Origin of the sequence: Actinoplanes sp. CA-252034 (assembly GCF_050956125.1) — a bacterium.
Taxonomy (GTDB): Bacteria; Actinomycetota; Actinomycetes; order Mycobacteriales; family Micromonosporaceae; genus Actinoplanes.
Map to the genome: position 1 here is coordinate 2,731,547 of NZ_CP191846.1, position 17,195 is coordinate 2,748,741.

Below are 17,195 nucleotides of genomic sequence, written 5' to 3' on the forward strand. Positions count from 1 at the left end.
CGGCCGTGGGGCCGCCGCGCCGCTGGTGGGGGAACGGGTCGGGTCAGGTGGCGGTGCAGGAGACGCTCGGCCAGTTCCAGTTGCCGTTGGGCTGGACGGTGAGGCCGAAGTTGTTGCCGCTGCCGTTCGGCTTGGCGACCATCTGCTGGGCGGACGGCCAGGTGGCCGTGGTGTTCCAGCTGTTGATGACCTTGGCGGGGGACGGCAGGTTGAGGGTCACGGTCCAGTTGGTGGAACCGGTGACGGCGACGTTGAGGTTGTAACGGTCGCCCCACGACTGCCCGGCGGAGAGCGTTGCGGTGCAGGTAGCGCTCCCGCCGCCACCGCCACCTCCACCGGAGCCGTCGGGGGCGACCGCCCGTCCCGTGGCCGGCGAGATCATGCCGGCGCACAGGCCGCGTGCGGACAGGCCCTGGGCGATGCGCGGGATGGCGGCGACCGTGTTGGCCGGCCAGTCGTGCATCAGGATGACCTGGCCGTTGGTGAGCCGGGCCGCGGCGGCGACGATCGCGTCCGTGCTCGCGTTGTTCCAGTCGGCCGAGTCGACATCCCAGATGATCTCGGTGAGGCCGTATCGCTGCTCGACCGAGCGCAGGGTCGCGTTGGTCTCGCCGTAGGGCGGCCGGAACAGTTTCGGGGTGCCGCCGCCGCCCGCCGCGATCGCCGACTGGGTCCGCGAGATCTCCGACTCCATGGAGGACTGGCTGAGCTGGGTCATGTGCGGATGGGTGTAGCTGTGGTTGGCGACCCACATGCCCGCGTCGACCTGGGCCTTGACCAGGGCGGGGTTGGCCGCGGCGTACTGACCCTGGTTGAACATGGTGGCCCGCAGCCCGTTGTTGCGCAGGGCGGTCAGCAGGTTGCGGGTGTTGCTCGTGGACGGGCCGTCGTCGAAGGTCAGGCCGACGTAGCCGTTGCAGGCGGCGGCTCGGGACGGGCGTGCGGCCGGGTCGGCGAGTACGAGCCCGACGGCGGCCACTCCGACGGTCAGCGCGATGGCCATGAAACGTCGCCACAGAGTGGCGGTGGGGACTCTGGACATGGAATTCGTCCTTCTGACGACCTGATGACGCCTGGCGGGGAACCCAGGCCTGGGGTCGAGGGGATCGACGGGAAGCGATCCCCCTCGCCAGCGAGTATTAGGTCGGTCACGCCACAGTGTCAACAACTTTCGGAAACGTACCGGAAGCAATGACGATCGTTTATCTCGCGTAATCCCAGCTAGAAAACGTTTCAATGAACTTCGCAGAAAGGGTCACCGATAATGTTACGGACCACAATTCCGAAACTTACGAGGAGAACGCCGAGGACACATCGGCCGGAGTGAGCCCGAAGGCGGCCAGGTCATAGGTGTGCGCCGGGCTGGGCGTACCCCGCGTGCTCGCCTCGAGGACCGCGGTCCGGGCCGGTCCGCTCAACCGTGCCCCCAGCCGCTCGTAGATCATGTCGACGGCGCCCATCGGATCGGCGACCAGGTCGGCGTGCCGCACGTCGATGAACCGCGACGGATCGTGGCGGGCGCGGTCGGCGTGGAAGCGCCGCAGCCCCCGGGACCACAGCGAGAGTTGCGCCCGCCCGACGACCGGCCCGGTGAAGACCGTGGACCAGCCGGCCGAGGCGCGCTCGTTGAGGCTGCACACCGACGCGATGACGGTGCCGGGATCGCGGTGCGTCTGGACGACGACGGCGTCCGGGTAGGTCGCGAAGAGGGCGTCGAGCGCGAACAGGTGGCTCGGGTTCTTCAGCACCCAGCGCCGGCCCTGATCGTGCAGGCCGATGAGCTGCAGGTTGCGGCGGTGCCGGGCGTAGGCCGCGGTCCAGTCGTGCGCGTTCAGCCAGGACGAGTAGCCGGGAACGTACGCCGTGCACTCGAACGACACCGACGTCATCGACTGGCACAGCAGCCGCCAGCACTCCTCGACCTGCTCCGGCCGCATGTGGTGCACGCCGTCGAGGCCGATCCCCTGATAAGCCTCACGCAGCGCGACGAAGACCGGGTGCGACGCCCACTCGGCGCGCGGCGGGCGCGGTTGCGGGATCTCGGTCAGCCACAGCTCCGGCCCCTGGTGCGCGGGGTCGGCGGTGAGCAGGCGGTGCAGGGCGGTCGTGCCGGTGCGCGGCAGTCCGGTGACGAACACCGGGCGCTCGATCGCCACCCCGGCGTGCTGCGGGAACTCCCGCCAGGCGGCCTCGGCGAGCAGGCGCGAGACCAGAGCGCCGCGCAACAGGCCGCGGGTCCGCTTGCTGCCGGCGGGCGTCAGGGCGGCCTCGTCGGCGTACGACCGGAGCAGCACCCGGAGCCCGTCCGCGTAGTCGTCACCGCCCCCGAAGTCGTCCAGCCCGGTGAGCCGGCTCGCCGACGCGTGCAGGTCGTCGAAGCTCCCGACATCGGTCCGCGCAGACGTGGTCACCAGTGGAACTCCCCGCAGTTCACGTCGAGGCACGCGCCGGTGACGCCGCGTGCCATGTCCGAGGCGAGGAACAGGGCGGCGTCGGCGACCTCGTCCGGCTCGGGCAGGCGGCGCAGATCCGTGGTCGCGGCGACCTCGTCGTAGATCTGCCGGGAGGGCACCCCGCGCTGTGCCGCCTGGAACTCGAACCAGCCACGCAACTGGTCGGCCCAGATCCAGCCGGGCGCGATCGAGTTCACCCGTACCCCCTTGGGTCCGAGCTCGCTCGCCAGATTCTGCGTCGCCGCCAGCAGGGCGGCCTTGGTCAGCCGGTAGGGGCCGAAGGGTCGCCGCGAGTGCCGCAGCACCGCCGAGTTGACCACCACGATCGCGCCCCGCGACGCGATCAGTGCGGGCGTGACGTGCCGGATCGTGCGCAGCGCGGCGAGGACGTTGACCTCGAACGACGTCCCCAAGTCGGCCAGGTCGACCTTGCCGAGACTCTGCATCGGCGGCATCGCGAACGCGTTGTGCACCAGCACGTCGATCCGCCCGAACCGGCTCGTCGCCGCGTCGGTCAGCCTCTGCACGGCCGCGTCGTCGGTCAGGTCGGTGGGCACCGCGAGCCCTCCGGTCTTCGCGGCGAGATCATGCAGGATCTCCGGGGTACGCGCGGCGAGCACCACCGAGGCACCCTGCCCGGCGGCCCGCACCGCGATCGACGTGCCGAGCCCCGGGCCGACCCCGGCGACGATCACCACCTTGCCGTCGAGCAGCACCGGCTCAGCCCAGCATCCGGGCCGCGACCGCGGCCTGCCGTGCGGCGATCCGCTCGCGCCACGCCTCCGGCCCGATCCGTGTGTGGAACGGCAGGAGTTTCGGCAGGTCGTCGACGGCCACCACGTCAACCTTCGGCCCGTCTTCGGGGGTCAGCTCTCGGGACAGCCGCTGCCAGCGCAACTGCACGTAGCCCCGGCGGTGCCCGGTGCGCTCGAGCCAGTTCGCGACGCCCGGGTTCCTCTCGCTGATCACGTACCGGATCATGCCGTCCGGGTCGATCCGTGCCTGGTCGCGCGTGAGGCTGGTCTGGTGGTTGATGTAGTCGAGCGACACATACCACATGCTGCCGAGCTGAATGCCCTGGTAGGGGGCGTCGCTGACCGGCACCGTCACGATCATCGCCTGGTCGTCGTCGAGGTCGTAGTGCCCGACCGAGGAGAACTGCGTGGTCAGCCCGCCCGGGGTGGACCGCGGTTCGGTGAGCGTGTTCACCGGCAGGCCGAGGTAGAACCGCTCGGCGAAGGCGAGGAACGTGCGCAGCCGGCTGATCAGGATCTTTCCGGCCACGCCATACCGCTTGGTCAGCGCATCCAGCGTGGGGGGAGGTGGGGCCGCACCGGTCCGGTCCGCACGCTGGATGCGCAGCATTCCGGGCCGCTCGGCGGCCCAGTCACTGAAGACCTCCCGGACCACCAGCATCCCGGCGCTCCTCAGGCCGGGACCGAGGAACATCCGGTACGAGCCGTCCGGCCCGATCTCGATCTCCCGATCGTCGAAGGCGGCGAGACTGCCCGGCACCCGGATCGGCGAGTAGTCGCCGTCGAGGATCTGGAAGCTCAGGTCCACGGTGCTGCCGCGCTCGCCGGTGATCACGTACTCGGCGTCGTCGCGCAGCCACGCGTGGAAATACAGGGTGTCCGGATTGTCCAGGCCCATCTTCGTGTACGGGCCGGTGGACCGGACGAAGTAGGGGAAGTCCCGCTGGTACGCCCACGCCATCTGCACCGACGCGCGGATGCTGCCGGCCAGATAGTCGTAGCCCTCGACGAGATCGAGCTCGTCGCGCACGTGCGGGGCACCGGTGATGACCCGCTCGGCCTCCTGGATCGCTTCCGCGAACGGTGTGGTGAGCACGCCCTGACAATAGAACTCGTTCTAGTTTCTGGTCAATCTCTCCTTGACCCGCTGCGATAACAGGTTCCACTCTGGAGGGCGTGCTGGCGTATCGGATGACAGGCTGGGGCGAGCCCCCACGCACGGTCGAGGTGCCGGATCCCTCGCCCGGCCCCGGCGAGACCCTGGTGCGGGTGGCCGGCTGCGGGCTGTGCCGCTCCGACCTCACCATGCGGCACCTACCCGCCGCCGTCGGGCAGCAGCTCGGCTGGTCGATGCCGTTCACCCTCGGCCACGAGACGGCCGGCTGGATCGCCGACACCGGCGAGCCGGTCGCCCTGGTCTCGCCGACCTCCTGCGGAACCTGCCGGCACTGCGTCCGCGGACAGGACAGCGGATGCCCGTACGGGCGGGCCGGCCGCGGTTACGGGCGCGACGGCGGACTCGCCGCCTACGTGCTGGTCCGTGATCGGCGGGCATTGCTGCCGCTGGGCGACCTGGACCCCCGGCACGCCGGGCCGCTCACCGACGCCGGAGCAACGGCCTACCACGCGGTACGCCGTGCGCTGCCCCGCATCCCCGCCGGTGGCACGGTCGTGGTGATCGGCGCCGGCGGCCTCGGTGCGTTCGCCATCCAGTTCGTGCGTGTGCTGACGGCCGCACGGGTCGTCGCCGTGGATCCGCTGCCCGCCCGTCTCGACTACGCCGCGGAGATCGGGGCGCACGCCGGTGAGGCGACCGTGCCCGGCGCAGCCGACGTCGTCCTCGACTTCGTGGGGACCGACGAGACGATCGCCGCCGGGATCGGGGCGGTCCGCACCGGCGGCGCCTACGGCCTGATCGGCTCGGCCGGCGGCAGGCTGCGCGGCCCCTGGTTCTCCAGCCTGCCCCGCGACGGCGAGGTGTTCACCTTCCAGGGCTCCTCGATCGCCGATGCCCAGGAGGTGATCGCCCTGGCCCGGGCCGGCCTGATCCGCAACCAGGTGGAGGAGTTCGGCTTCGCCGAGATCGACGGGGCCTACGCGAAACTGGCGGCCGGCGCCCTCACCGGCCGCGCCGTCATCGTCCTCTGAACGGCCGTCACCGACATGCCGGGGAGAACGGCACGTCGGGGACGTGCCGTCGCCAGAGCGCCGGGGACAGCGACCCGACCCGGTCGCACAGCGCCTCCTCGGGCGCCAGCAGAGCGTCGATGTCCCACTGCCGTACCGTCCGGTCGCCGCTCGCGGTGGTCAGGGTCTGCCCGTCGGGGTGGAACGCCAGGCCGTAGATCGGGGCCGTGTGCCCGATCAGGGGCGCCCCGACCGGGTTGCCGGTGGTCACGTCCCACAGCCTCGCCGTCGTGTTCTCGCTCCCCACGGCGAGCATCCTGCTGTCCGAGGCGAACGCCACCGTCCACACCGTCGTCTCGTTGCGGCGGTCCGTCAGGTCGCGTACCGGCCGGCCGGAGTCGGCCTCCCACAGCCGGGCCCGGCCGTCCTGCCCTCCGCTGGCCAGCAACTTCCGGTCGGGGCTGAACGCCAGGGTGTAGACGGGACCGGTATGGCCGGTGATCGGCTCACCCACGGGCGTGCCGTTCCCGGCGTCCCACCGCCGGATGGTGCCGTCGGCGCCGCCCGTGACCAGGTGCCGGCCGTCCGGGTGGAAGCGCACCGCGCGCACCGCGCCGACATGCCCTGTCATGGGCTCCCCGATCGGGGAGCGGGTGGCCGGATCCCACCGTCGTACGGTCCCGTCCTGCCCTCCGGTGGCGATCATCCTGCCGTCCGGACTGAAGGCCACGGCCCAGACCGGTCCAGCGTGTCCGGTCAACGGCTTGCCGAGTCGCTCGCCGGTGGCCACGTTCCACAGCCGGACCGCTCCGCCGTCGTCCGCGGTCGCCAGAAGCTCCTCGCCCCGGAACGCGAGCGCCCGCATCGGATCGGTGCCCCGAGCGATCGGCGGACCCGCCGGGAGTCCGGTCGCGGGGTCCCGGAGGCGGACCGTGCCGTCCGTGCTCGCCGTGGCCATCCGGCTGCCGGCCGGGCTGTACACCACCGCGTTCACCGGCTGGGCATGATCGGTGGACGATGTGCGGGCCGTATCCCACAGCCGCACGGTGTCGTCGCCGGATCCGGTGATCAGCACCCTGCTGTCGAGCTCGAACCGCAGACGCCAGATCGGCCCGCCGTGCCCGGTCAGCGGCCTGCCCACCGCCCGGCCGGTGGCCGTGTCCCAGATCCGGGCCGTCATGTCGTCACCGGCCGTGACCAGCAGATCCCCGTTCGAGCTGAATCGCAGGACGTGCACCTTGCCGATGTGGCCACGTAGCGGGGCACCCTTCGGCTCCATGGTGCCCGCATCCCACAGGCGTACGGTGCCGTCCTCGTCGGAGGTGGCGAGCGTCATGTCGGCCGGCGCGTTCGGCCTGGGCGGAGGAAAGGCGAGGGAGACCACCCTGGAGGTGTGCCCGGTCAGGAGCTTCCCGGACCGGATCCCGGTGGCCGTCGACCACACCCGGATGGCGTCGTCGCCGGTGGCGGCGGCCAGCAGCGTCCCGTCCGGGCTGAAGCCGGTCGCGCTCACCGTCGCCGGGTCGACCGGACTCGACTTGCCCCGCTGCCGTCCCGTCTCCACATCCCACAGCCGTAGGGTTCCGTCAGCGCCGACGGTGACCATGGATTTCGCGTCCGGACCGAACTGCGCGGTCTGCACCGGCCCCTCGTGCCCGGTCAGTGGCCGGAGCGGTGTGAGAGTGCGCGTGTCCCACAGCCGCACCACGCCATCCCCGCCGCAGGTGGCCAGTATCAGTCCACGCGGCCCGAGGACGATCCTCTGCACCTCGCCCGTCTGATCGGAGGTCAATGCGCCGATCTGCCGCCCGGTCCGCGGATCCCAGAACCGGATCCCGGGTTCGGCGTCGGCGTGCGTCACGACGGTGCCCGTCGCGCTGACCCGGATGTCCTTCAGCCCGGTGATCCCGGTCAGCGGTTCGTCGGCCGGGAGCCCCGTCCGCGGATTCCAGAACCAGACCGTGTCCACACCCATGGTGGCCATCAGCGTGCCGTCCGGTCCGCCGACCTCCACGGTTCCCCTCAGGCTGGGCAGCACCCTGGGCGCGTCGGCCAGCAGCACACCGGCGGCGCTCAGAGCCTCGGGGGTGGCGGCGGCCTCGAGCGCCGCCGCGGCGAGCTGCTCCGCCGTGCCGCGGTCGACGTCGCCGACCCGGCTGGCGGACGCGAGTGTCATGGACAGCGATTCCCGCCGATGCCTCTCGCTGTCGCCGCTCCGGCTGCGGAGAAGCTGGGCGCTGCCGCCGGTGACCGCGAGCAGCACGACCACGGCGGCGGCCACGGCCCTGTGGACCCGCCTGCGGGAACGGCGTGCGCGATCGTGGCTCACCCGCAGGAACTCCTCGGCCGTCGCGTCCAGAGGGAGCTGACGGGTGAGATCGCCGGCCCACCGGGCGGCGGCGTCGTCGGCCGCCTGGAGGCGCCGGCCGGCGTAGAGGTACGACGGATCGCGGTCGTGGCTCTGCCAGTCCCGGACGTCCTCGGTGAGACTGCGGTGCAGTGCCTGGTCGGCTAGGTCGGGCCGCAGCCATTCGTGGAGCCGTGTCCAGCAGCGCAGAAGCTCCTCGTGCGCGATGGTGACCAGCTCGTCCGTGACGGTGATCAACCGGGGCGCGGCGAACGCCTCGATGACCTCGAGGACCCGGTCGTCGCCGGCGACGGCGCGCAGCTCGTCACGAGTGCTCGGGCGGCGGGTGAGCCTGCCGTCGGTCAGCGCGGTCAACTGCAGGAACACCCGGCGGGCCACCTCCCGTCCGCGGTCGTCGAGCGCGTCGTACACGCGCTCGGCGCTGGTGCGGACGATGTCGGCCACGCCGCCGCTGCGGCGGTAGTTCTCCAGGGTCAGGCCGGCGGCCTCCCCGGACTGCCACATCACGAACATGACCTGGGACAGCAGCGGCAGGGCGCCACTGTCGAAACCGACCGGCAGGCTGCGCTCGCGAAGATCGTCGAGGATCGCGGTGCAGACGTCGTCCGGTACCCGTACGCCGGCTTCGGCGGCCGGGCCGGTGATCGCCTCGCGCAGTTCGGATTCGCACATCGCCCCGACCGGGAACACGCCGGCCTCGACGGACTCACGGATCTCCGGGAAGGCCAGCGCCTGGTCGATGAAGTCACCGCGGATGCTCGCGACCACCAGAGCGCCGCCCTCGGACGCCAGGCTGTGCAGCGCGGTCAGGAAACGTCCCTGTTCACCGGTGTTCGAGCTGAGCGTGAACAGCTCCTCCAACTGGTCGACCACCAGAACCAGGCGCGCGGGGCCGGCCCCGGCCAAGGTCTGCCGGGCCAGCAGATGCGCCTGCGCGGGTTCGGCCAGCAGCGCGCGGTGCACCGAGATGGCGTCGGTCCGGGCGAGCTCGGCCAAACACACGGCCAGTTCGAGCAGTGGTTCGGAGGTGGGGGTGAACACGCGCCGCGGCCACTGCTCGCACCCCGGAGCCAGGGCGCCCTGGGCGAGCGACCCCATCAACCCGGCCCGTAGCAGTGACGACTTCCCGGCCCCGGACGGGCCCAATGCCAGCAGCGGACCGGCACCGGGTGGCAGGTCCCGCAGACGCTGGAGCAGATGGTCGGTGAGTGCTCGCCGCCCGTAGAACACCCGGGCGTGACGCTCCTCGAACGGTGCGAGCCCCAGGTAGGGGCAGCCTTCCCAGCCGGTCCGCTGCGGCCGCCGGAGCTCCGCGGCCCGCTGGGCGGAGCGGTCCGCCCCGGTTCCCTCGGCGAGGAACCGGATCCGTGCCTGCTCCGGTTCGGTGGCCCGCAGCGCCCGCGCGATCCGTACCGCCACGTCCGCGCCGGGAGCGGTCTTGCCCGCGAAGATCTCACTGAGGTGTCCCACCGACACGCCGCACGCGCCGTTCATCTTGCGCAGCGACGGGTCGCCCGCCCGGCTTCGCAGTTCGAGGAGCAGGTCGTGCAGCCGGCGATGGTCGCCGACCAGCAGGGCCCGATCACCCTCAGTCGTCACACGAGCAGCCTAACTTTCCGGCCCGCCGGTGTTCGCCCTGTTCACCAGGCCTGGCTGAACGGCTGAGGTGCAGTACGAGGCGACGCATGGTGACGGCCGGAAAGTGTTCACCGCGCGACGGTGAACACCCGCGTCCGGGGGTCTGCTGATGTCACCGCCAAGGACCGGAGGAGACGCGATGTCCACCCTGATCGCCGACGACCACGAAGCCGAGCTGCGAGCCCTGATGATGATGGCCTCGCACGACCTGAAGTCACCGCTCGCCACCGTCAGTGCCCACGTTCAGATGCTTCACGACGAGTACGCCGACGAGCTGGGCGACGGGTTCCGCCGTGATCTCGCCGCCATGGAACGTGCTCTGGGCCGCATGAGCCGGCTGACGCAGGACCTCCTCGACTACGCCCGCGCCGACCACACCCTGAATCGGGCACCCGTCGCACTGCGCGAGATCGTCGGTGAGGTGATCACCGACCACATCGCCGAGCCCGACGACGCCCTGGTGTCCCTCACCGGCACGTGGCCGGTCGTGACCGGTGACGCCGGGCTGCTGCGGCACGTGCTGGACAACCTGATCGGCAACGCCGTCAAGTACACGCCGGCCGGTGTCGCGCCGCGGATCGCGATCGAGGCACGGGCTCTGCCCGGCGGCGGGATCCGCGTGGAGATCGCCGACCACGGCATCGGCATCCCCGCCGAGGACCGGCCGAAGGTCTTCGACGCCTTCCACCGCTGCGCGAACACCGGCGGACGGCCGGGCACCGGACTCGGCCTGGCCATCTGCCGCCGCATCGTCGAGCGTCACGGCGGCACCATCGGGGTGGAGGAGAACGCCGGCGGGGGAAGCCGGTTCTGGTTCAGCCTGCCGGCCCGCTGAGACCCGCTACACGCCGCCGACGCCGTTCGCCCACCAGAAGCTCTTCAGGTAGCCGTACTCCATGTCGCCCCAGAACCAGCCCCACTCGTTGAACCGGCTCACGTACGGGCCCAGCTCGTCGAAGACGACCTTCGCCTCCTTGCGGCGGCCGATCAGGCTGTAGTAGACCGCCATCCACTGCCGGACCTGCGACAGCTGCTCCGAGGTGGGCGGCGCCGAGCGGAACTTGGCGATCCAGGCGTCACAGTCGCGCTGCACCTCGGCCTGGCGGAAATACCGGCGGACCGCCTTCTGTGACTCCTTGCTCCGGTCGTCCCAGGCGAATTCGCGCATCGCATACTCGAAGTGGGCGAACAGCGGCAACAGCGTCGTCCGGTGGCCGGGCGGCGCCGCCTCGGCCGCCGAGTGGGCGACGGCGAACATGCGCTCGTGGGAGCCGTACCACTTCGCGCACGTCAGCATGACCGCCAGCTCGTGCATGTCGAAGTTGTGCGGATCGCGGCGTTGCGCCTCGGCGTAGAGCTCGTTGAGCTGTCCCGCCCCGGCGGCGAAACACGACGAGATCAGCCGGATCATCGGGTTGGGATCCCGCGGATCGGCCAGCTCCAGCGCCCGCATGCTCGCCTCGGCGGCCTTCTCCGACAGCGCGTGGAAACTCTCGAACTGCTCCCGCGACGTCTTCGCCGCCGACGCTCCACCCCGGGCCTCGCTCGCCCGCCCGGCGAGCACCTTCGCCCAGATCAGCGCGGCCGACGGATCCGACGGCTCGGCGCGCATCCACGCGTCGAACCAGGTGTCGTCGTCGCCGGCCAGCCCGGCGAACACCCCCAACCGGTAGCCGCGCAGCGCCCAGTCCGTACCGGCCGCCTCGATCGCCTGTTTCGCGGCCCGCCAGTCGCCGTCGCGCAGCACCCGCTGTCGCGCCTCCCGCAACACCGCGTCCTTGATCCTCAGGTCCTCGTCGGCGTCGAACTCGGGGGTCGGCGGCAGTGGGCCACCGATGATGCGGCGGATGACGTAACGGGCGACGAAGAACATCGCAAGATCGTACGGTCGACCCCGCCCGCCCGGACACCCCACTCGCGACCCGGGCCCGGCAAGGCACGCGACCGTCCTCCTCGCCGTCGCGGCCCCGGGAGCCTGGGCTCAGCTGACCACGCGGTCACGACCCTCGCGTTTGGCGGTGTAGAGACGGCGGTCGGCCTCGGCCAGCAACTGCGCCTGGTCGCGGTTGGCCTGGCCGGTGCCGACCGCGCCCACGCTGACCGTCACCGGCAGTTCCCCGGTCACCGGCTGCCAGCGGTGGCCGGCGATGCGCAGACGGACGCCGTCGAGGCGCTCGGCCGCCTCGGCGGCGGTCACGCCGGGCAGCACCATGAGGAACTCCTCGCCGCCCATCCGGGCCACGAAACCGTCGGCGGCGATGCGGTCCTGCTCGTCGGCGAGCAGCTCGGCGACCGCGATCAGCACCCGGTCGCCGGTGTCGTGCGACAGCGTGTCGTTGATCCGTTTGAAATGGTCGATGTCGATCACGGACAGGATGACCGGCCGGCCCGACGCGGCGGCGCCCGCGAGGGTCTGCGGCAGGTGCTCGTCGACGAACCGGCGGTTCCACAGACCGGTCAGCGGATCACGGCGGGCCTGCTCCCGGTAGCGTTCGGCGTCGCGGCGTGCCTCGGCCGTCTCGAACATCACCTGCCGGGCGCGGGCCTTCGCCTCCTGCTGGGCCGAGCGCAACTGCTCGCTGGCGATGTGGAAGCGCTTGTACTCGTCGAACGCGGCACGGTGGTCACCGGCGGCGGCGTACAGCTCGGCCTGCTCGGCCATGGCCCGTACCCCGACCGAGTTCAGCTGATGCTCCGCGCACAGTTGCCGGCAGTGGTCGAGGCTCGCCTGGGCGCGGTCCAGGGCGTCGCGGTGCCGCTGGGCGAGCGCGAGGGTCAGCGCGGCCTCCGCGGCGTCGTGCGCCTCGAACCACGGCGGTGCCTCCCACACGTTCTGCAGGACCCGTTCCGCCTCGTCGTAGCGGCCCTCGCTGATGTGGATGTTCGCGACCGTGTCCCGCTCGATGATCAGCAGGTCCCGGCCGATGGCGCGGGCGGCGTGATACATCCGCTCGACCGCGGCGAGCGCGGTCGCCGGGTTGCCGGCCTCCAGTTCGGTGTACGCCAGGTTGTTCAGCACCAGCAGTTGCCGGGCCCGGTCGCCGATGTCGGCGGCGATCCGTTCGGCCTGCTGGTAGCGGACCCGCGCCGCCTCGGTGGACCCGTTCTCGGCCAGCGAGTTCGCCAGCCGGACCAGGTGGATGACACGCACGCCGCCCGGAGTGTCGTCGTCGAGCAGGTCGACGGCGTTGAGCGCGTGATCGAGGCTGGTCGCGTGGTCGCCCAGGTAGTGGAAGGTGAGCGCCAGGTGGAAGTGGCTGCGGGCCAGCAGCGGCCGGCAGTCGTTGCGTTCCGCCCAGCGGTGCGTGGCCAGGAAGACACGGGCCGCGTGGTCGACGTCGCCCTGCCGGCGGCGCATGTCGGCCTGCACCAGCCGCGCCCGGTGGCCCAGCACGACGTCGCCGAGGCGCTGCGCCTCGTCCACCGCGGCGGTCGCCCGCGCGAGGAGGGCCGAGACGTCGTGTCCCTCATGGTTCTCGAGGTCGTCGACTTCGGCGGCGAGGTCCAGCATCACGGCCGCCACATCGGCGCGAGCGGCCGGAACTGAAGAAAACGAATCCGGAAGGAAAGCTCAGGGTTTCCCGGGTCGCGCCGATGACTCGCCACCGTACGGCAACCGGAACGCTACGGAGGACGCGATGAAGCGTACGAGAAAAGCCCTGCGCACCGCGGTCGCGGCGGTTCTGCCGCTCGCCCTGGTCGGGGGCAGTGCGCTGAGTGCGCCCGGCACCGCCTCGGCGGCGCCGTCCGGAGGCGGATGGGCCGGGCGCTGGCTCACCGCTACCACCGGGACCAGCACGGGGACGACCCTCAAGGACGTACGGGCGATCATCGGCGCGGACACCGGGGCCGCGGCCGGACTGACCGGGGCCGGGGTGGGGGTCGCGCTGCTCGACACCGGGATCGCGCCGGTGGCCGGGTTGCCGCCGAACCGGGTGGTCAACGGCCCCGACCTGTCGTTCGAGTCGCAGGCCGACAATCTGCGCTATCTCGACTCGTACGGCCACGGCACCCACATGGCGGGCATCATCGTCGGCAACGACACCGCCACCGGCACCCGTGGCATCGCGCCCGGCGCCCAGCTCACGTCGGTGAAACTGGGAACCGCGAACGGCGCCGTGGACGTGTCGCAGGTGATCGCCGCGATCGACTGGGTGGTGGAGCACCGCACCGACGACCCGGCCAACCCGATCCGGGTGCTCAACCTCTCCTACGGCAGCGGGGGCGACCCGTCCGCCGCCAGCGACCCCCTCCAGTACGCCGTCGAACGCGCCTGGAAAGCCGGCATCGTCGTGGTCGTCGCCGCCGGGAACGACGGCAACGCCGAGACCCGGCTGACGAATCCGGCCACCGATCCGTACGTGCTGGCCGTCGGTGCCGCCGCCACCCGGGGCACCGTCTCCACCGCCGACGACGACCTGGCCGCCTTCACCAACAGCGGCAGCACGGGCAAGCCGATCGACGTGCTGGCGCCCGGCGAGTCGATCCTGTCGCTACGGGATCCGGGGTCGAGCATCGACGCGGCCTACCCGGCGGCGCGCAGCGGGACCACCCTGTTCCGTGGCAGCGGCACCTCACAGGCCACCGCGGTGACGTCGGCGGCCGTCGCGCTGCTGTTGCAGGCCCGGCCGTCGCTCACCCCCGACCAGGTCAAGGACCTGCTCAAGCGGGGCACGGCGCTGACCACCGGCCGGGCCGGGGCGATGCGGCTGCGGCAGGTCAACGTGAACACGGCACTCGCGTCGACCCCGGCCGCCACCGGCCAGGGATTCCCGCTGTCGGCGGGTGACGGACGGCTCGACGACGCCCGCGGCGACAGCCGGGTGGTCAGCAACAACGTGCCGCTGGCCGGGGAGTTCACCGTGTTCGGGCCGTTCCACAGCGCCAACTGGGCGGCCATGTCGGCGGCCGGGCGCTCGTGGATCGGCGGCACCTGGATGGGCGCGCCGATCGCAGGCGACGGCTGGACCGGCACGTCGTTCGCGTCGCGGACGTGGGGCGCGGCGGTGTGGCAGAGCATCCCGTGGAGCGGCAACCGGACCTGGACCGACCCGAGCTGGAGCGGTCGCGCGTGGAGCGGGCGTGCCTGGTCCACCCAGGACTGGACGGGCGCCCGCTACGCCTCCACCGAGGACTGGAGCACCGCCCTCTGGGGGTGACCGGGACCGGCCACCTCAGCCCGGCGGCCGCCGGGCCGCCGGGACGCCCGGTCTGCCTCGCGGGGTAGGCCCGGTTCGCGTCAGATGCGGTTGCCCGGCCACGGAGCGCGTACCAGATCAAGGGTGATGAACGTGTCCGGCGGACGCGAAGCCGGGGCAGGCCCGTCCTGGATCGTCCACCGCTCGCCGGCCAGCTCGGTGGCCACCGCCGACCAGAACTCCTGGACGCCGGGGTTGTACCGCTGGAAGCCGATCACCCAGCGGCCCGGGACCATCCGGATCACCTCCAGCGCGGCGATCCGGCCGACACCGGTCCGGCGCAGGGCGCGGACCACGAAGAACGCCGAGATAGTACGCCCACCGCCGGGATCCGCGGCGGTGAGGACGAATCCTCCGGTACGGCCCGCGGCGGTGATCAGCCAGCCGCGGGCCTCCGGGGCGGCCCCGGCCAGGAACAGGTCGACGGACCGGTCGTTGAACGAGCCGTCGTCGTTGGGCAGATGCCGGTAGAACTCGGACAGGTCGTGCCGGAACAGCTGACCGAGATTGGTCAGCACGGCGCGATCGGCGCGCCCGACCGGGTGCAGCTCGACGGGTCGTGACGGCGGCTTCGGCGGCGTGATCAAGACCGCCAGACCTCGAAGCTCTGCTGGAGCCGCCACGTCCCGTCCGGGAGGCGGGCCTCGTTGCGCCAGCGGAACCGGTCGGGCTCCAGGCCGGAGAAGGTCCAGCGGAGGTCGCCGCCGTCGAGCACGATGTCGTCGCCGGACGCCGCGGCCAGGAACGTGTGCACCCGTCGGCGGCCCGGCCCGACCCACGTGGAACGCCAGACGCCCGGCCCGGCCGACGGGTCCGGGAAGCGGACGCTGACGCCGTGCTCGACACCCGGCAGGATCCAGACGTCGGTGGTCGCGTGGCCGCCCAGCGCATAGCCGAAATGCCACTCGCCGCGCCGGACCGTCGTCGAGCCGTCCGCCTCGTGCTCGGTGCAGTCGAGTGCCCACGAGCCGGTGAACCGGCCGAACAGGCTCAGGTCGGCGCCGGGCGCCGGGCCGTCGGCGAGAAAGGGCACAGGGGTCACGCCGTCGAGGCTAGCGGCTCGATGAAGCGGTCGGCGAAGCGGCGCAGCGCGTCGCGTTTCTCCGGGAGGGTGGCGTCGAAGCGGCGCCACGGGACGACGATGGCATCGGTCACGCCGATCTCCGCCTGCTGCCGGAAACCGTCGAGGCCGGGCCGGTCGATGCAGACCGCCTGGATCTCGAACGGCAGGTGATCACGGCCGTGCTCGGCGCGCAGCTGTGCCAGCCGGGCGATCGTGGAGCGCAGGTCGTCGAAACCGATCATCGCCGACGACCAGCCGTCGCCGATGCGGGCGGCGCGGCGCAGCGCCGGCTCCGAGTGCCCGCCGACGTAGAACGGCACCGGTTCGGTCGGTGCCGGGCTCATCTGCAGCTTCTCGAACGCGAAGTGCTTCCCGTGGAACGACACCATGCCGCCGCCCAGCACCCTCCGCAGGACCTCGATCGCCTCGTCGGCACGCCTGCCGCGGTCTTTGAAGGGCTGCCCGCACCAGTACGACTCCTCCGGGGACCAGCCCAGCCCCACCCCGAGCCCGAACCGGTTGCCGGTCAGCACCGCCACCGACCCGACCTGCCGGGCCAGCAGCAGCGGATTGCGCGGGTCGAGCTTGAGGACCTGGGTGTAGAAGCGGATCGTCGACGTGACGGCGCCCATCGCCCCGGCCGCCACCATCGGGTCCGGCCACGGGGTGTCGGCGTTCCAGAAACGGCTGCCGTCCGGCGTGTAGGGATAGGCGGCGGAGACGTGCTCCGAATAGAACAGCGAGTCCGGCAGGGCGATGGAGGCGAAACCACATTCCTCAGCGGTACGGGCGAGCTCGGTCAGCTGATCGAGCGGGCTCAGCGCGATCCCCAGCGTGAATCTCATGACAGCACCTCGGCCAGGTCGAGAAGTCGGGCGGTCGCGCCGCCGAGCAGGAACTCGTGATGCTCGGCGGCCAGGAAGTACCGGTGCAGCGGATAGTCCATGTCGATGCCGACGCCGCCGTGCACGTGGACGGCCGTGTGCAGCACCCGGTGCCCGGCCTCGGCCGCCCAGAAGCCGGCGGTCGCCACCTCGGCCGGCTCGGGACGGCAGGCCGCCTGCCACACGGCCAGCCGCAGCGCCTCCACGTCGATCCACGCGTCGGCCAGCCGCTGCGAGACGGCCTGGAACGCGCCGATCGGCCGGCCGAACTGGACTCTCGTGCGGGCGTACTCGGCGGTCATCTCCAGGGCGCGTTCGACGACGCCCAGTTGCTGCGCGGCGGTGCCCAGGATCAGCCGTCTCCTCGCGATCGCCGGCGCGATCCCGGGATCGGACAGGACCGACTCGCCCCGGCCGGCCGGGGCGGCCAGCGTCTCGACCTGCTCGTCGGTGCCGAACTCGGCGATCGTCGAGGCCGCCACCACGATCGACGTCAGGTACGGGACATCGGCCGCGTGCCGGCCCAGCTCGATCAGGATCGCGCACTGCTCGACCAGGCCGTAGCCCTCGCCGCCGGCCCGTTTCGGCAGGGCCGCCGCGAGGATCCCGGCCTCGGCCAGCGCCGGCCACAACGGGCGCCCCGACGAGGCCAGGTCACGGGTCAGCCCGGCCAGCTCCCGGGCCTCGGTGCTCAACTCGAAGTCCATGG

The 17,195-nt window shown here is 71.9% G+C and carries 14 protein-coding genes; 3 read left to right on the top strand and 11 right to left on the bottom strand.

Annotated elements, in window-relative coordinates:
- Nucleotides 1-43: 43 nt before the first annotated feature.
- From ACQPZW_RS12230 to ACQPZW_RS12245, 4 genes are all read right to left on the bottom strand, one after another.
- A complete protein-coding gene (locus ACQPZW_RS12230; protein ID WP_433794966.1) occupies nucleotides 44-1,042 on the bottom strand; it encodes a polysaccharide deacetylase family protein in 999 nt (332 codons plus the stop codon).
- 247 nt (nucleotides 1,043-1,289) lie between these two features.
- Nucleotides 1,290-2,411, bottom strand: coding sequence for a sulfotransferase family protein (locus ACQPZW_RS12235; protein WP_433794967.1), 1,122 nt, complete (start codon nucleotides 2,409-2,411; stop codon nucleotides 1,290-1,292).
- Entirely contained in the window at nucleotides 2,408-3,169 is a 762-nt protein-coding gene (locus ACQPZW_RS12240; protein WP_433794968.1) for an SDR family oxidoreductase, read from the bottom strand. Before ACQPZW_RS12240 ends, ACQPZW_RS12235 begins: the two co-directional genes overlap by 4 nt.
- 4 nt (nucleotides 3,170-3,173) lie before the next feature.
- The gene (locus ACQPZW_RS12245) at nucleotides 3,174-4,304 is read right to left on the bottom strand and encodes a hypothetical protein (protein WP_433794969.1); all 1,131 of its coding nucleotides are present in this window, start codon (nucleotides 4,302-4,304) and stop codon (nucleotides 3,174-3,176) included.
- 80 nt (nucleotides 4,305-4,384) lie between these two features.
- On the opposite strand from ACQPZW_RS12245, the gene ACQPZW_RS12250 reads away from it, so the two are divergent.
- A complete protein-coding gene (locus ACQPZW_RS12250; RefSeq protein WP_433794970.1) occupies nucleotides 4,385-5,356 on the top strand; it encodes an alcohol dehydrogenase catalytic domain-containing protein in 972 nt (323 codons plus the stop codon).
- A 7-nt stretch (nucleotides 5,357-5,363) separates the two neighbouring features.
- Here ACQPZW_RS12250 and ACQPZW_RS12255 read toward each other — a convergent pair whose 3' ends face one another.
- Nucleotides 5,364-9,302 carry an AAA family ATPase gene (locus ACQPZW_RS12255; protein ID WP_433794971.1) on the bottom strand — a complete coding sequence of 1,313 codons (3,939 nt, stop codon included), beginning with the start codon at nucleotides 9,300-9,302 and terminating at the stop codon, nucleotides 5,364-5,366.
- A 178-nt stretch (nucleotides 9,303-9,480) separates the two neighbouring features.
- Between ACQPZW_RS12255 and ACQPZW_RS12260 the strand changes: the two genes are divergently transcribed.
- Nucleotides 9,481-10,176, top strand: a complete 696-nt coding sequence (locus ACQPZW_RS12260; RefSeq protein WP_433794972.1) for a sensor histidine kinase — start codon at nucleotides 9,481-9,483, stop codon at nucleotides 10,174-10,176.
- 6 nt (nucleotides 10,177-10,182) lie between these two features.
- Here ACQPZW_RS12260 and ACQPZW_RS12265 read toward each other — a convergent pair whose 3' ends face one another.
- Nucleotides 10,183-11,214, bottom strand: a complete 1,032-nt coding sequence (locus ACQPZW_RS12265) for a hypothetical protein (RefSeq protein ID WP_433794973.1) — start codon at nucleotides 11,212-11,214, stop codon at nucleotides 10,183-10,185.
- Nucleotides 11,215-11,322: 108 nt separating this feature from the next.
- On the bottom strand, nucleotides 11,323-12,852 hold the full coding sequence (locus ACQPZW_RS12270) for a diguanylate cyclase (protein WP_433797519.1): 1,530 nt from the start codon (nucleotides 12,850-12,852) through the stop codon (nucleotides 11,323-11,325).
- A 127-nt stretch (nucleotides 12,853-12,979) separates the two neighbouring features.
- Between ACQPZW_RS12270 and ACQPZW_RS12275 the strand changes: the two genes are divergently transcribed.
- Nucleotides 12,980-14,500: a S8 family serine peptidase gene (locus tag ACQPZW_RS12275; RefSeq protein WP_433794974.1), complete on the top strand. Its 1,521-nt coding sequence runs from the start codon at nucleotides 12,980-12,982 to the stop codon at nucleotides 14,498-14,500.
- Between the two features lie 80 nt (nucleotides 14,501-14,580).
- On the opposite strand, the gene ACQPZW_RS12280 is transcribed toward ACQPZW_RS12275, so the two are convergent.
- From ACQPZW_RS12280 to ACQPZW_RS12295, 4 genes are read right to left on the bottom strand one after another with little or no spacing between them, the layout of a single operon-like run.
- Nucleotides 14,581-15,126: a hypothetical protein gene (locus ACQPZW_RS12280; protein WP_433794975.1), complete on the bottom strand. Its 546-nt coding sequence runs from the start codon at nucleotides 15,124-15,126 to the stop codon at nucleotides 14,581-14,583.
- Nucleotides 15,123-15,581 carry a hypothetical protein gene (locus tag ACQPZW_RS12285; protein WP_433794976.1) on the bottom strand — a complete coding sequence of 153 codons (459 nt, stop codon included), beginning with the start codon at nucleotides 15,579-15,581 and terminating at the stop codon, nucleotides 15,123-15,125. The genes ACQPZW_RS12280 and ACQPZW_RS12285 overlap by 4 nt, the downstream gene beginning before the upstream one ends.
- A complete protein-coding gene (locus ACQPZW_RS12290; RefSeq protein ID WP_433794977.1) occupies nucleotides 15,578-16,447 on the bottom strand; it encodes a TIGR03619 family F420-dependent LLM class oxidoreductase in 870 nt (289 codons plus the stop codon). Before ACQPZW_RS12290 ends, ACQPZW_RS12285 begins: the two co-directional genes overlap by 4 nt.
- Nucleotides 16,444-17,193 (bottom strand): acyl-CoA dehydrogenase family protein, encoded by a 750-nt coding sequence (locus tag ACQPZW_RS12295; protein WP_433794978.1) that lies wholly within the window; start codon nucleotides 17,191-17,193, stop codon nucleotides 16,444-16,446. The genes ACQPZW_RS12290 and ACQPZW_RS12295 overlap by 4 nt, the downstream gene beginning before the upstream one ends.
- Nucleotides 17,194-17,195 lie beyond the last annotated feature (2 nt).